We start from the raw sequence: 14,666 nt of genomic DNA on the forward strand, positions 1-14,666 counted from the left end.
CGCGCGGAAGCGCGTGCGTCCCGTTCGATCGTTTGCGATTCTGGTGGTCAACCGGGGAGAGGAGCGCGGGATGCGGGCGATCTGGAAAGGAGCGGTGTCGTTCGGCCTGGTGTCGATCGGGGTGAAGGTCTACTCGGCCACCGAGGAGAAGGACATCCGGTTCCACCAGGTGCACCGGGAGGACGGCGGCCGGATCCGCTACAAGCGCACCTGCTCGGTCTGCGGCGAGGAGGTCACCTACGACGACATCGCCAAGGGCTACGACATCGGCGGCGGCGAGATGGTGATCCTCACCGACGAGGACTTCGCCGACCTGCCGTTGAGCACCTCGCACGCGATCGACGTGCTGGAGTTCGTGCCGGCCGAGCAGGTCGACCCGATCCTCTACAACAAGGCCTACTTCCTGGAGCCGGAGGGCTCGGCCACCAAGCCGTACGTGCTGCTGCGCGACGCGCTCTCCGACTCGGAGCGGGTGGCGATCGTCAAGGTGGCGCTGCGCCAGCGGGAGCAACTGGCCACCCTGCGGGTCCGCGAGGGCGTGCTGCTGCTCAACACCATGCTCTGGCCGGACGAGATCCGCCAGCCGGACTTCGGCTTCCTGGACGAGGACCTGAAGGTCCGCCCGCCGGAGCTGGCGATGGCCAGCTCACTGATCGACTCGATGGCCGGCGAGTTCGAGCCGGACGCGTTCACCGACGACTACCGGGCCGCGTTGCAGGAGGTCATCGACGCCAAGGTCGAGGGCCGTGAGGTGGTGCAGCCGGAGGAGGAAGAGGCAGCGCCGGCCGCCGCGGTGGATCTGATGGCCGCGCTGAAGGCGTCGGTCGAGCGGGCCCGGGCGGCCCGGGGTGAGGCGCCGTCCGGCGGCGGGGCCGAGCCGACCCCGATCTCGTCGGCCCGCTCGGCGAAGAAGACCGCCGCGAAGAAGGCCCCCGCCAAGAAGACCCCCGCCAAGAAGACCGCGGCGAAGAAGGCCGAACCGGCCAAGAAGACCGCCGCGAAGAAGGCCCCCGCCAAGAAGACCGCCGCGAAGAAGAAGACCGCCTGAGGTGCAAGGAGGGGCCCCCGCTTAACGCCTCCGGTATAGGCGGGGCCCCCTCTTGTCACCCACGGCCGAGCTTCTCCGTCGGCGTGACGCGCACGATGACGCGTTCCTCGCCGGGACGGCGCCACGGGTACGCGTCCTGGTTCAGATACTTCTTCGCCATCCGGTCGATGTGCTCGTCGGCGCCCTCGGTGACGAACTCGGCGGTGCCCTTCACCCAGAGCGTGCGGAAGTCGTCCGCCTTGTCCACCACCGACACCGCGACCACCGGGTTGCGCGCCATGTTGAGGTACTTCTGCCGGCCCTTTGCCGTGTTGAACAGGATGTGCTCGCCGTCGGTGTCCACCCAGACCGGGGTGACGTGCGGGGTGCCGTCGGACTCGATCGTGGCCACGTGCGCGAGCTGGGGCTCGCCGAGCAGGGCCAGATCTTCTTCGGTGAGGATCGCCATGGTCGAGAACGTACCTCGGTGGGTTGCCCGCCGCCGCCGGTACGCTCCGCCGGCCGTCGGCCGACGAAAGGACACTTCCCATGCCGTACACCCCAGACTTCGAGCGACTGCTCACCCCCGGCGCCCGGTTCGAGGACGGCACGGCCGTGCACGTGATCGAGGCGCACCCCGCCGGTGAGGTCGTGCTGCCGACCGGCCGGCTGGTGGCGTGCGATCCGCTGGTCTGCCCGGAGAGCGACCCGTACACGGTCGCCGTCGCGCCCGGCCGTTACCCGGCACGTGCCTGGGTGTCGTCGGTCCGCCGCGACGGCGACGAGACCGACCGGCGGGTCGCGGCGCTGGAGGTCGTCGTCCGGGACGAGCCGGTCTCGCGGTGGGAGATGGCCGTCGTCGACGGCCAGGACATCGGCGAGCTGGGCCCGGACGGCTTCTTCGGGTACGGCGTGGACGCCGGCACCGGCACGCTCGCCGACCGCGACGCTCTCGCCGTGATCGAGGACTGGGACTACGAGCGGATCGAGGAGGTTTTCATCGCCGGGGACGAGGGCTCCGCCCCTGGTCCGGTGCCCGGCCTGGTCGACGCGGTCGTGGACGAGGAGACCGGCGCGAACGTGGTGGCGGTCTGGTCGGGCTGGGGGGACGGCTGCTACGGCACCTGGATCGGCCGGGACGCGGACGACCGGGTCGCGAGGTTCGTCACCGATTTCATGGTGGTGCCCGTCGAGGACTGAGGTGTGAAGAAGGGGCCCCGCCCATACCGAATGCGTTAAGAAGGGCCCCCGCCTTTTCTCACAGTGGGCGTGTGGGCGGGTACCGTTTGCGCGCATCCACCCACCTGCAGGGAGTCGACGTGAGCGAGCGTGTGGAGAACCGGACGGCGGGCCAGGCCCCGGCCACCAAGGCACAGCGGCGGTTGGCCGCCCAGCTGGCCGAGAAGAAGGCCGCCGAGGCGCGCCGCCGCCGGCAGTCGATGCTCGGCGCGGCCGCCGGTGTGCTCGCCGTGGTGGCCCTGGTCGGCGGTCTGGTCTGGCTGAACAGCGGGGACGACGACAAGCCCGCCACCGCCACCTCGGCCAGCCCCAGCGCCCCGGTCGAGCCCGCCGCGCCGCCCGCCCCGGAGCTGCCCGCGGGCACCGACCCGGCGCTGAAGACCAAGCCGACCGTCCAGGCCGGCTCGGGTGACCTGAAGAAGCTGACCGTCACCACGCTGGTCAAGGGCACCGGCCCGGCGGTGAAGGCCGGCCAGACCATCACCACGAACTACGTGGGCGTGTTCTACAAGGGCGGCAAGCAGTTCGACGCGTCCTGGGACAACGGCCAGCCGGCCACCTTCCAGATCGGCGTGGGCCAGGTCATCAAGGGCTGGGACCAGGGCCTGGTCGGCGTGCCGGTGGGCAGCCGGGTGCAGCTGGACCTCCCGGCCGACCTGGCCTACGGCAACGACGCCTCGGGCGGCCGTCCGGCCGGGCCGCTGCGCTTCGTCGTCGACGTGCTGGCTGCGCAGTAGATCACTCCAGGCTTCCGCCCGGTCACCCACCGGCAGTAGGTTCGTGGTCACCGTGGGCGGCACGTCCGTCCACGGCGACTGCCCACCGACGCGGAGGTGCAACGTGGCGGCGCTGGACGATGCCGGGATGGCCCGGCGGATGTGGACGCTCTTCGAGCCGGTCCACGCGGTGACCTACTTCCACCCGCGCGCCCGGGCCGCGTTCGAGGCGGTCGGGCTGCGCGGCTACTGGCGCGGTTACTTCGCCGGCCGGGCCGCGCCGCTCGGGCCGGTGGACGCGCCGACGGTCACGGCCGCCTTCTTCAGCTTCGCGCCGCCGATGGTGGCCCGCGCGCTGCCGTCGGTGTGGCGGCTGGCCACGCCGGAGGAGGCGCTGCGCGCCCGGCTCACCGGTGCGGTGCAGGCGCTCGCCGAGTTCACCTACGAGCTGCCCGAGTCCCACCTCGTCGAGGCCGCCGAACTGCTGGAGGAGGCGGCCGGGCGGGTGGACACGGCGGGTCGGGTGCTCGGCGCGGTCAACGCCGCCCTGCCCCGCGGGGAGTACCCGCTGGCCCGCCTCTGGCAGGCGGCCGCCACGCTGCGCGAGCACCGGGGCGACGGCCACGTGGCGGCGCTGGTGACCACCGGGCTGGAGCCGGTCGAGGTGGTGGCCTGGCGGTGCCGGGTCGACCAGTCGCGCGAGTTCCACCAGCCGGCCCGGGGCTGGACCGACGAGCAGTGGTCCGCCGCGGAGGAGCGGCTGGTCGAGAAGGGGTGGCTGACCCCCGAGCGGAAGCCCACCGCGCACGCCACCGAGACGTTCCGGAGCGTCGAGGACGCCACCGACCGGGCCGCGTCGGGCCCGTGGCGGGCACTGGGCGCGGAGCGCACCGCGCGGCTGCGGGAGCTGCTCGACCCGATCGCCACCCGGTGTCGCACGATCATCCCGCCGCAGGCCCCGATCGGTCTGCCCGCGCAGCGCTCCGCCGGGGTGACCCTGCCGGGCTGAACCGGGCCGCCGGCTGGGGCAGGATGACGTCATGGTGGACGCGGTGCTCTTCGACCTCGACGGCGTGATCGTGGATTCCGAGCCGGTCTGGGAGGAGGTCCGCCGGGCGTACGTGGCGACGCACGGCGGCGTCTGGCAGCCCGACACCCAGCGCCGGCTGATGGGCATGAGCACCGGCGAGTGGGCGGCGTACCTCAGCGGCGAGCTGGGCGTCGACCGGTCGGCCGAGCAGGTCGCCGCCGAGGTGGTGGCCGAGATGACCGACCGGTACGCGCGACGCGTACCGCTGATCGACGGCGCGGACGCGGTGGTGCGCCGGACGGCCGCGCGGTGGCCGCTCGGGCTGGCCAGTTCCTCGCCGACCCGGCTGATCGCCGCGGCGCTCGACGCGACGGGCCTGGCGGGCGCGTTCGGCGCGACGCTGTCGACCGAGGAGACCGCCCGGGGCAAGCCGGCGCCGGACGTCTGGCTGGCGGTGGCCGAGCGGCTGGACGTCGACCCGGCCCGGTGCGTGGCGGTGGAGGACTCCTCGAACGGCGTCCGCTCGGCCGCCGCGGCGGGCTGTCGGGTGGTGGCGGTGCCGCACGGGTCGTACCCGCTCGACCCGGACGCCGAGGCGCTCGCGGCCGTGCTGCTGCCCTCGATCGGCGCGCTCACCCCGGAGCTGCTGGCGGACCTGCGCTGAGGCGGGCCCGGCATGTTCGCGCGACCTTCGGGTAGCGCACCCACGACGACGGCGGAGGGACGACGATGAAGGCGATCGTGTACGAGCGCAGCGGGGACGCCTCGGTGCTCCAGTTGGTGGACCGGCCGGTGCCGGAGCCCGGCCCCGGCGAGGTGCTGGTGCGGATGGCGGTGTCGGGGGTGAACCCGACCGACTGGAAGGCCCGCCAGGCGTGGCCCCTGCCGGCCGGCTGGCAGATCCCGCACCAGGACGGCGCCGGCGTGGTCGAGGCGGTCGGCGAGGGCGTGGACCGGATCCTGATCGGCGAGCGGGTCTGGGTCTGGGAGGCGGCCTGGCAGCGACCCTGGGGCACCGCCAGCGAGTACACCGTGGTGCCGGTCCGGCACGCGGTGCCGCTCGGCTCGGCCTCGTTCGACCTGGGCGCGGCGCTGGGCATCCCGTTCATGACCGCGCACCGGTGCCTGACCGCCGGCGAGTTCATGCCGGACAAGCTGCACGCCGGCGCGTTGAGCGACCACGTGGTGCTGGTGCAGGGCGGGGCGGGCGCGGTGGGCAACGCGGCGATCCAGCTCGCCCGCTGGGCCGACGCCTGCGTGATCACCACGGTGAGCAGCCCGGAGAAGGCACAGCTGGCGGCGGCGGCCGGGGCCAACTTCGTGATCAACTATCGCGAGCAGGACGTGGTCGAGGAGGTCCGCAAGGTCGCGCCCGACGGGGTGCACACGATCGTCGAGGTCTCGGCCGCCCGCAACGCCGCGGCCGACGTGCAGATCCTGCGCACCGGCGCGGCGGTCTGCGTGTACGCCGACGACGGCGGCGACGAGGTGACGCTGCCGATCCGGCCCCTGATGGGCCCGAACGCGCGCTGGCAGTTCGTGCTGGTCTACACCGCGCCGAAGGTGGCCAAGGCGCAGGCGGTCACCGACATCGCCGCCGCGGTGGCGCAGGGCGCGATCCGGGTCGGCGAACAGGCGGGCCTGCCGCTGCACCGGTATCCGCTGGCGCAGGCCGCCGCCGCGCAGCAGGCGGTGCAGGACAGCGTGGTGGGCAAGGTGCTCGTGAGCACCGCCGACGAGTAGGCAACCGGATTTCCCCGACATCGGGACAGAGGCGAACAAGTTTCGCAACAATGACGGTGCGGGTCACCCCGTAACGGACGGGCGGCCCCGGCGCGGTGCGAACGCCGGGGCCGCCCTCTGGGGAGGAATGTCCGTTGGAAACGTGTTCCTACCCGTGTTGGCGACGGTACGCCGGAAAGTGTTACGGCGCGGTCAGTTCGCGCACCTCCAGCCCGCCGTCCGCGTACCGCGAGCGCACGACCTTCTTGTCGAACTTGCCCACGCTGGTCTTCGGCACCGCGTCGATGAACGCCCAGCGCTCCGGCAACTGCCAGCGGGCCACCGACGTGGCCAGGAAGTCCCGCAGCTCCTCCGCGGTGACCGAGGCGCCCTCGCGGACCACCACGGTGGCCAGCGGACGCTCGTCCCACCGCTCGTCCGGCACGCCCACCACGCACGCCTCCAGCACCGCCGGGTGCGCCATCAGGGCGTTCTCCAGCTCGACCGACGAGATCCACTCCCCGCCCGACTTGATCACGTCCTTCGCGCGGTCGGTCAGCGTGATGTAGCCGTCCGGCGAGAGCGTGCCGACGTCACCGGTACGCAGCCAACCGTCCCGGAACTTCTCCTCGTCCGGCACGTCGTCCCCGACGTACCGGGCGGTCACCCACGGCCCGCGGACCTCCAGCTCGCCCACGGACGTCCCGTCCGCGGGCAGCGACTCGCCCAGCGGGCCGACGATCCGCGCGGCCACGCCGGCCGGCACCCGGCCCTGGGTGTAGCGGTAGCCCCACGCGTCGTCGCCGGTCGCGCCGGCCGGCGGGCGGGAGACCGAGCCGAGCGGGGACATCTCGGTCATGCCCCAGGCGTGGATGACCTCGATGCCGTGCCGGTCGTGGAACGCGTGCATCAGCGCCGGCGGGCAGGCCGAACCGCCGACGATCACCTCCGTCAGCGAGGACGTGTCCACGTCGTGGCTGTCCAGATAGGCCAGCAGGTCGGTCCAGATGGTCGGCACCGCGCCGGCCAGGGTGGGCCGCTCGGCGGCGATCATGGCGGCGATCGGCTCGGCCTGGAGGAAACGGTCCGGCATGATCAGCGAGGCGCCGGAGAGGAACGCCGCGTACGGCAGGCCCCAGGACATGGCGTGGAACATCGGCACGATGGCCAGCTCCCGGTCCTTCGGGCCGAGGCCGAAGCCCTCCGGCATGCACACCTGGAGCGAGTGCAGGTAGATCGAGCGGTGCGAGTAGGCCACGCCCTTGGGGTTGCCGGTGGTCCCGGAGGTGTAGCAGAGCGCCGCCGCGTCGCGCTCGTCCACCTCGGGCCAGTCGTAGCGGTCCGGGCGGTCGGCCAGCAGCGCGTCCCAGTGGTGCACGGTGATCCGGTCGCCGGCCGCGGCCAGCAGCGGGGCCGGGTCGCCACCGCCGACCACCACCACGTGCCGCACCGTGGTCATGTCGCCGATCACCCGGGCGAGCAGCGGGATGAGCGTGGTGTCGACCAGCACCACCCGGTCCTCGGCGTGGTTCGCGATGTAGACGACCTGGTCGGGGAAGAGCCGGATGTTGAGCGTGTGCAGCACCGCGCCCATGCTCGGCACCGCGAAGTAGGCCACCAGGTGCTCGTTGTTGTTCCACATGAACGTGGCGACCCGCTCGTCGCCGGTCACGCCGCACTCGTCGCGCAACGCGTGGGCCAACCGGGCGGCGGCGCGACCCACCTCGGCGTACGTCATCCGGCGGGGCTCGGCACCGGTCCAGGTGACCACCTCCGCCGCGCCGTGCACGGTGGAGCCGTGTTCGAGGATCCGGGCGACCTGGAGGGGGGCTTCCATCATCGTGCTACGCATGGGTAACAACGTAGTGTCGCCGGTCACACGAACGGAACCCCCCGGATCGGCCGAGCCCGGCCGGGATCGGTGCGTAGATTGTCCGGGTGAGCATCTCGTGGGCCGACTCGTACGTCGGGCAGCTCCGCGCCCTGGCCGGTGACCGCACCTTGATGTTCGTCGGCGCCCGCGCCGTGGTGCGCGACAACGCCGCCCGGGTGCTGCTGATCCAGCGCTCCGACAACGGCCAGTGGGCGCTGCCGGCCGGTGCGATGGAGCTGGGCGAGTCGATCGCCGACTGCGCGGTCCGGGAGGTCCGCGAGGAGACCGGCCTGCGCGCGCTGCGGGTCAGCGCGTTCGCGCTCTACACCGGCCCGGACCGCACCCACACCAACATGTACGGGCACACCTACCAGGTCTTCACCACCGCGTTCCGGGTCGACGAGTGGGACGGGGAGCTGTCCCGCTTCACCGACGAGACCACCGACGCCGGCTTCTTCCACCCGGACGAATTCCCGACCCCGCTCTCGTCCAGCGTCCACGAGACGCTCGCCGACCTGGACGTCTTCGAGCAGACCAACCGCCTGATCCTCAAGTGACCCGGCGCCGGGCCGCCGGCGCCACCGGTCACAGCATCGTCTGCGACTTCGCCTCCATGTCGGCGGCGGCCTCGTCCTTCGACTCCTTCGGCAGCGGCTTGCCGCCCGGCGCGGCGGCCTTCCCGCCCAGCGGGTCCGCGCCGCCGGTCGAGCCCTGCGGGCCGGCGCCGCGCAGCTGGTGGTTCGGCATGGCGAGGGTGACCAGCACCGCCAGCACGGCGATCAGGCCGGTGGTCAGGAAGACCAGGTGCAGCGACTCGACGAACGACGCCTGGATCGCGGCGCGTACCGGACCGGGCAGGGCGAGGATGGTCGCCGGGTCGTTGATCGAGATGTTCTCCGTGCCGCCGGCCGCCACCGCCGCCCGTTGCTGCGGCGGGAGCTGGGCGATCGCGCCCGGCAGCCGGTCGGACAGCTCGGCGGTGAGCCGCGACGACAGCACCGCGCCCAGGATCGCCACCCCGAACGACCCGCCCAGCGACCGGAAGAACGTCGCGGACGAGGTGCCCGCGCCCAGGTCGCGGACGTCCACCGCGTTCTGCACCGCCAGGATCAACGACTGCATGCACAGGCCCAGCCCGACGCCGATCACCACCATGTAGCCGAACGCGGCCCAGAGCGAGGTGCCCACCTGGAGCTGCCGGAACAGCAGCATGCCGACCACCAGCACGGCCGCGCCGGCCACCGGGAACCACTTGTACCGGCCGATCCGGCTCATCGCCCGGCCGGTGACGATCGACGTGACGATGATGCCGGCCATCATCGGCAGCATCAGCAGGCCGCTGCGGGTCGGCGAGGCGCCCTTGACGATCTGGAGGTAGAGCGGGATGAAGATGATCGACCCGAACATCACCAGGCCGAGCACGAAGCCGGCCGAGTTGGCCAGCGCGAACGTCCGCTTGCGGAACAGCCGCAGCGGCAGGATCGGTTCCCGGGTCCGGGCCTCCTGGAGCAGGAACAGCACGCCCAGCACCGCGCCCGCCACGAACAGCCCGACGATCACGCCGGAGCCCCAGCCGTACTCGTTGCCACCCCAGCTCAGCGCCAACAGCAGGCAGCTCACGCCGGCGACCAGCAGCGCGGCGCCGACCCAGTCGACGGTGTGCTCGCGCCGCTGGAACGGCACCAGCCGCATGACGTGCCAGCAGACCACGATGGCGAGGATCGCCAGCGGCACGTTGATGTAGAAGATCCAGCGCCAGTTGGTCTCCGCGAAGTAGCCGCCCACCAACGGACCGGCCACCGACGACAGGCCGAACACGGCGCCGAACAGACCCTGGTAGCGGCCCCGCTCCCGGGGGGAGACCACGTCCGAGATGATGGTGAACGCCAGCGTCATCAGGCCACCCGCGCCCAGGCCCTGCACCCCCCGGGTGACGATCAGCTGGGTCATGTCCTGCGACAGGCCGGCCAGCAACGAGCCGAGCAGGAACGTGCCGATCGAGAAGAGGAAGACCGGCCGGCGTCCGTACAGGTCGGCCATCTTGCCGTAGAGCGGCGTCGAGGCGGTCGACGCCAGCAGGTACGCCGTCACCACCCAGGAGTAGTGGTTGATCCCGCCCAGCTCGCCGACGATGGTGGGCAACGCGGTGCCGACGATGGTCTGGTCGAGCGCCGCCAGCAGCATTCCGGTCATCAGACCGAACATCAGCAGGCGGATCTGGCGAGCGGGCAGGGCGGGACGAGCGGCCTGGGCGGTCATCCCGCTTCCTATCCCACCGGGGGCGGATCATGCCCCCGGTGGGTGGTCGGGTTTCAGCGGGCGGTGTGCCGGCCCTCGGCGAACTCCTCCACGATCTTGGCGCAGAACGCCGGCAGGTCGTCCGGCTTACGGCTGCTGACCAGGCCGTTGTCGGTGACGACCTCCTGGTCGACCCAGGTGGCGCCGGCATTGGTGAGGTCGGTGCGCAGGCTCGGCCAGGAGGTGATGGTGCGGCCCCGCACCACGTCCGCCTCGACCAGCGTCCACGGGCCGTGGCAGATCACCCCGACCGGCTTGCCGGCGTCGAAGAACGCCTTCACGAACCGGACCGCCTCCGGGTCCGTCCGCAGGAAGTCCGGGTTCGCCACGCCGCCGGGCAGCACCAACCCGTCGTACGCCCCGGCGTCCGCCTCCTTGGTGGTGACGTCCACCTGGTACTGCTTGCCGTGGTCGAGGTGGTTGAAGGCCTGGATCGAGCCGGACTCGATGGAGACCAGCTCCACCTGGGCGCCGGCGTTCTCCACCGCCTCCCGGGGCTTGGTGTACTCGACCTCCTCGACGCCGTCGGCGGCCAGGAAGGCGATCCGCTTGCCCTGAAGTGTCGCTGCCATGCTGCTCTCTCCTCTCCGGGGTGTGTCTGCACGGTTCCCCCGGCCGATACCCCGAAACCGGACGCCGCCGGTGGCCCGCGTCGCACTCCCGCCCGCCCGGCGCGCAGGTTTGGCCGGTCGGTGCGGGGGGACCCGGAGGGGCATGGCAGGAGCAGCAGCGGAAGAGCGCCGGCTGGCCACCGTGGTGGCGAGCTGGCAGGGGCGTCCCGTGCTGGTCGTCGGCGACGCCATGCTGGACGAGTGGCGGTTCGCCGAGTCGGAGCGGCTCTGCCGGGAGGCGCCCGCACCGGTCCTCACCCTGCGCCGCCGGATCTCCGCGGCCGGCGGCGCCGCGAACACCGCGGTCAACGTCGCCGCCCTCGGCGGGCGGGCCGCGCTGGTCGCCCCGGTCGGCGCCGACGTGGCCGGTGACGAGCTGCACGACTGCCTGGACCGCGCGGCGGTCTGGGACCGGACGGTGAGCCAGCCCGGCCGTCCCACCCCGGTCAAGCGGCGGATGCTCGCCGGCAATCAGATCCTGCTCCGGGAGGACTCCGGCGGCCCGGAGGACGCGCTCGACGAAGACGGCGTGGCCCGCCTGCTGACCGCGCTGCACTGCGCCACCGAGGAGCTGCGCGCGGTGGCCGCCGGGCATCCGCTCACGCTGGTGGTCTGCGACTACGGACTGGGCGCGCTGCCCTCGGCGGTCCGCGCCTGGCTGGTCGCAAACCGGGACCGGTACGGCACGGTGGCGCTGGACGCACACGACCTGGCCGACTGGCGCGGGCTCAACCCGACCGTGGTGACCCCGAGCTTCGCCGAGGCGACCCGGCTGCTGGCCCGCGCCGCCGCCGGCTTCGCGCACGCCGAACGGGGTGCCGTCCGCGCTGGCGGCGACCTGCACCTCGACCACCCGGCGGAGGCCGACGGCCCGTCCGAGCTGGTGGTGGGCGCCGCGCCCGGCGGGGCCGGCGAGCGGACCACGGGCGGCCCGCACCCGACCTCCGGAGCGCCCGCCGCGACGGCCGCCACCGGCGGTCCGGCCGGGCCGACGGGTGAGCCGACGCCCGGTGAGGAGCGGGTGGCGTTGACCGGGGACGGTCTCAGCGTCACCGGCACCGGGGTGACGGTGAACGCGGCGGCCGGCGAGGGCGTGGACCGGGCGGTGCTGGCCGAGTCGCGCCTGCCCGAGCTGCGCGCCCACACCGGCGCGGACGTGGTGGCGGTCACCCTGGACACCGAGGGCGCGGTGGTCGGCGGCGCCGACGGCTCGCCCCGGCGCAGCCACAGCACCCCGGTCCCGGCGAGCCACGCGGTGGGCGCCGGGGACGCGTACCTGGCGGCCATGACGCTGGCGCTCGCCGCCGACGCGGGTCTGCCGACCGCCGCCCAGCTCGCCCAGCTCGCCGCGACCATCACGGTCGCCGACACCGGCACCTGCGTGTGCCGCCGGGAGGACCTGCTCGCCGCGCTGGGCACCGGCGGTGAGGAAGCCGGGCACCCGGCCCTGGTCGGCGCCGAGGAGCTGACCGCGCTCGTCGCCGACCACCGCCGGGCCGGCCGCTCGGTGGTGTTCACCAACGGCTGCTTCGACGTGCTGCACCCCGGGCACGTCCGCTACCTGACCCAGGCCCGCGCGCTCGGCGACCTGCTGATCGTGGCGGTCAACTCGGACGGCAGCGTGCGGCGGCTCAAGGGCCCGGACCGGCCGGTCAACCCGGTCGAGGACCGCATCGCCCTGCTGGCCGCGCTGGCCTGCGTCGACCACGTGGTGGTGTTCGAGGAGGACTCGCCGGCCCGCCTGATCGAGGCGGTCCGCCCGGACGTCTACGTCAAGGGCGGCGACTACCCGCCGGAGATGGTCCCGGAGGCGCCGCTGGTCCGCCGGCTGGGCGGCCAGGTGCGCACGCTCGGGTACGTGCCGGACCGCTCCACCTCGGCGATCATCGACCGCATCCGCGCCCAGGCGGCCAGCGAGCACCGTGAGGCCGCGCCCGACCCGCACCTTCCCGCCGTGGGCGAGGGCAGGCCGGCGTGACCCGACCGCTGGACCCGGGCACGCCCGAACAGTTCCGCCGGCCCCGCCGGCTGGACGTGCTGATCCCCACCCGCAACCGGCCGGCCGAGCTGGCGGTCACCCTCTCCGGGCTGGCCGCCCAGGAGGGTGTGCCCGGGTTCGGGGTGGTGGTCAGCGACCAGTCCGACGGGGAACCCGCGTACGCGCACCCGGCGGCGGCCACCATGGTGCGGGCGTTGCGCCACCGGGGGCACCCGGTGCTGCTGACCCGGCGGCTGCCCCGGCGCGGGCTGGCCGAGCACCGCTCCTACCTGCTGTCCCGGTCGGCGGCCGAGGCGGTGCTCTGCCTCGACGACGACGTGTGGCTGGAGCCGGGCGCCCTGTCCCGCCTGGTCACCGCGCTGGACGAGCTGGGCTGCGGGTTCGTCGGCAACGCCGTGCACGGGCTCTCCTACACCGACGACGTCCGCCCCGACACCCACCGGCACTACGAGGAGTGGCCGGGCCGGCCGGAGCCGGAGCGGATCCGCCCCGGCACCCCGGAGTGGCACCGGGCGTCGATCCACCCGGCGGCGAACCTGCTGCACGTCACCGAGAAGCTGGACCTGCCGGCGGGCGCGTGGCGGGCGTACAAAATCTCCTGGATCGGCGGCTGCGTGCTCTACGACCGGGCCAAGCTGGTCGAGTCCGGCGGCTTCGACTTCTGGGAGCGGCTGCCCGAGCGGCACCAGGGTGAGGACGTGGCCGCCCAGCTCGCCGTGCTGGAGCGCCACGGCGGCGCCGGTGTGCTACCCAGCGGGGCCTACCACCTGGAGTCGCCGACCACCGTCACCGAGCGGGACGTGGAGGCGTGGGAGGTCGTGCTCAGCGAGTCGACGGCGGAGGTGTGAGCAGCTCCCGGGCCGCCTCCACCACCTCGGCGACCGGCACGTCGGCCACGAACGACACCCGGTGCGGGCACTCGCCGTCGCCCGGGCGGTGCGGGTAGATCCCCGGCGTGCAGTCGACGCCGCAGACCGGGCAGAGCGTGGTCCAGGCGGCGATCGGGCGGTGCCGACCGCGCAGCGGAGAGGCCCCGTTGATCAGGTTGCCGACCCAGAAGATCCCGACGGTGGGCGCGCCCACCGCGGCGGCCAGGTGCAGCGGGCCGGTGTCGTTGGAGACCACCAGCGCGCAGTCCGCGTAGGCCGCGGCCAGCGCGCCGAGGCTGAGCGTGCCGACCTGCGGGCGCACCGGCACGCCGGCCGCCGCGACCACCGCGTCGACCGTCTCCCGCTCGGCCGGGGTGCCGGTGACCAGCACCTCGTACCCGTCCCCGGCCAGCGCCCGGGCGACCTCGGCGAAGCTCTCCGCCGGCCAGCGCCGCCGGGTGTCGGTCGCGCCCGGGTGCAGCGCCACCCGGGGCCGTTCGGGCGCGCCGAGCACCTCGACGGCCTCGGCCCGGTCGGCGTCGGTCACCGCCAGCGCCGGGGTGATCGTGGTGGCCGGCGCCCCGACCAGGGCGGCCACCTCCAGATAGCGGATCACCTCGTGCTGGTAGTAGACGTAGCGCAGCCAACGGTCGAGCGGCGGCGCGCCGTCCGCCCGCAGCCCGGCGGTGACCCGGGCGCCGAGCCCGGTGACGAACGGGTTGGAGTTGGCCCCGCCGCCGTGCACCTGCAACGCCAGGTCGAACCGTTCGGTCCGGGCGGCGGCCAGGAACTCCGCCGGGTCCGCCGGGCTCTCGTCCGGGCCGGGGTCCCGGAGGCCGGGCGCGGGCGGCACCACCAGCACCCGGTCCACCGGGCCGGGCCGGTCGCGCCAGAGCGCCGCGTGCCACGGCGCGCCGAGCAGCACGATCTCCGCCGACGGGTACGCGGCCCGCAGCGCGTCCAGCGCCGGCAGCACGAAGATGAAGTCGCCGAGCGCGTTGGCGCGCAGCACGGCGATCCGCTCGACGTCCGGCACGCGCGCGCCGACCGGACCGAGCACCGAGGACGGCGACGGCTCCAGGTCGCGGCGCGGCGACAGACGCACCGAGCTGGGATCGTCGGGCGACGGCTCCAGGTCGCGGCGCGGCGACAGACGCACCGAGCTGGGATCGTCGGGCGACGGCTCCGGGTCGCGGCGCGGCGACAGACGCACCGAGCTGGGATCGTCGGGCGACGGCTCCAGGTCGCGGCGCGGCGACAGACGCGCCGAGCTGGAGTCGTC

14 protein-coding genes are annotated in these 14,666 nt (G+C 73.7%); 9 read left to right on the forward strand and 5 right to left on the reverse strand.

The window, feature by feature from the left end; genetic code table 11:
• The first annotated feature begins 70 nt into the window (after positions 1 to 70).
• Entirely contained in the window at positions 71 to 1,048 is a 978-nt protein-coding gene (locus COO58_RS04665; protein ID WP_091583369.1) for a Ku protein, read from the forward strand.
• 55 nt (positions 1,049 to 1,103) lie between these two features.
• On the opposite strand, the gene COO58_RS04670 is transcribed toward COO58_RS04665, so the two are convergent.
• On the reverse strand, positions 1,104 to 1,496 hold the full coding sequence (locus tag COO58_RS04670; protein ID WP_091583372.1) for a PPOX class F420-dependent oxidoreductase: 393 nt from the start codon (positions 1,494 to 1,496) through the stop codon (positions 1,104 to 1,106).
• A gap of 80 nt (positions 1,497 to 1,576) precedes the next feature.
• Here COO58_RS04670 and COO58_RS04675 point away from each other — a divergent pair, with 80 nt between their 5' ends.
• From COO58_RS04675 to COO58_RS04695, 5 genes are all read left to right on the forward strand, one after another.
• A complete protein-coding gene (locus COO58_RS04675) occupies positions 1,577 to 2,227 on the forward strand; it encodes a DUF4241 domain-containing protein (RefSeq protein WP_098743972.1) in 651 nt (216 codons plus the stop codon).
• 86 nt (positions 2,228 to 2,313) lie between these two features.
• Positions 2,314 to 3,003, forward strand: a complete 690-nt coding sequence (locus tag COO58_RS04680; protein WP_369700190.1) for an FKBP-type peptidyl-prolyl cis-trans isomerase — start codon at positions 2,314 to 2,316, stop codon at positions 3,001 to 3,003.
• Positions 3,004 to 3,142: 139 nt separating this feature from the next.
• Positions 3,143 to 3,991 carry a hypothetical protein gene (locus COO58_RS04685; RefSeq protein ID WP_176558852.1) on the forward strand — a complete coding sequence of 283 codons (849 nt, stop codon included), beginning with the start codon at positions 3,143 to 3,145 and terminating at the stop codon, positions 3,989 to 3,991.
• 31 nt (positions 3,992 to 4,022) lie between these two features.
• Positions 4,023 to 4,676, forward strand: a complete 654-nt coding sequence (locus tag COO58_RS04690) for an HAD family phosphatase (RefSeq protein WP_098743975.1) — start codon at positions 4,023 to 4,025, stop codon at positions 4,674 to 4,676.
• A 65-nt stretch (positions 4,677 to 4,741) separates the two neighbouring features.
• Positions 4,742 to 5,755: an NADPH:quinone reductase gene (locus COO58_RS04695; RefSeq protein WP_091583390.1), complete on the forward strand. Its 1,014-nt coding sequence runs from the start codon at positions 4,742 to 4,744 to the stop codon at positions 5,753 to 5,755.
• Positions 5,756 to 5,936: 181 nt separating this feature from the next.
• Here COO58_RS04695 and COO58_RS04700 read toward each other — a convergent pair whose 3' ends face one another.
• Positions 5,937 to 7,586: a fatty acid--CoA ligase gene (locus tag COO58_RS04700; protein WP_098743977.1), complete on the reverse strand. Its 1,650-nt coding sequence runs from the start codon at positions 7,584 to 7,586 to the stop codon at positions 5,937 to 5,939.
• A gap of 86 nt (positions 7,587 to 7,672) precedes the next feature.
• Between COO58_RS04700 and COO58_RS04705 the strand changes: the two genes are divergently transcribed.
• Positions 7,673 to 8,164, forward strand: a complete 492-nt coding sequence (locus tag COO58_RS04705) for an NUDIX domain-containing protein (RefSeq protein WP_091583400.1) — start codon at positions 7,673 to 7,675, stop codon at positions 8,162 to 8,164.
• A 28-nt stretch (positions 8,165 to 8,192) separates the two neighbouring features.
• Here the strand turns inward: COO58_RS04705 and COO58_RS04710 are convergent, their stop codons facing one another.
• Together COO58_RS04710 and COO58_RS04715 are read right to left on the reverse strand one after the other, a co-directional pair.
• Entirely contained in the window at positions 8,193 to 9,866 is a 1,674-nt protein-coding gene (locus COO58_RS04710) for an MDR family MFS transporter (protein ID WP_091583402.1), read from the reverse strand.
• A gap of 53 nt (positions 9,867 to 9,919) precedes the next feature.
• Complete coding sequence (locus tag COO58_RS04715) at positions 9,920 to 10,477, reverse strand: type 1 glutamine amidotransferase domain-containing protein (protein ID WP_091583405.1); 558 nt, start codon at positions 10,475 to 10,477, stop codon at positions 9,920 to 9,922.
• Between the two features lie 142 nt (positions 10,478 to 10,619).
• Between COO58_RS04715 and rfaE2 the strand changes: the two genes are divergently transcribed.
• Both rfaE2 and COO58_RS04725 read left to right on the forward strand, forming a co-directional pair.
• On the forward strand, positions 10,620 to 12,494 hold the full coding sequence (rfaE2, locus tag COO58_RS04720) for a D-glycero-beta-D-manno-heptose 1-phosphate adenylyltransferase (protein WP_255292519.1): 1,875 nt from the start codon (positions 10,620 to 10,622) through the stop codon (positions 12,492 to 12,494).
• Positions 12,491 to 13,363 (forward strand): glycosyltransferase family 2 protein, encoded by an 873-nt coding sequence (locus COO58_RS04725; protein ID WP_091583409.1) that lies wholly within the window; start codon positions 12,491 to 12,493, stop codon positions 13,361 to 13,363. Before rfaE2 ends, COO58_RS04725 begins: the two co-directional genes overlap by 4 nt.
• Here the strand turns inward: COO58_RS04725 and COO58_RS04730 are convergent.
• Entirely contained in the window at positions 13,338 to 14,465 is a 1,128-nt protein-coding gene (locus COO58_RS04730) for a glycosyltransferase family 9 protein (protein ID WP_176558854.1), read from the reverse strand. The two genes, COO58_RS04725 and COO58_RS04730, sit on opposite strands and share 26 nt — an antisense overlap.
• Positions 14,466 to 14,666: the final 201 nt, after the last annotated feature.

The sequence above is a fragment of the Micromonospora sp. WMMA1996 genome, from assembly GCF_002573675.1.
In the GTDB taxonomy this organism is placed as follows: domain Bacteria; phylum Actinomycetota; class Actinomycetes; order Mycobacteriales; family Micromonosporaceae; genus Micromonospora; species Micromonospora sediminicola.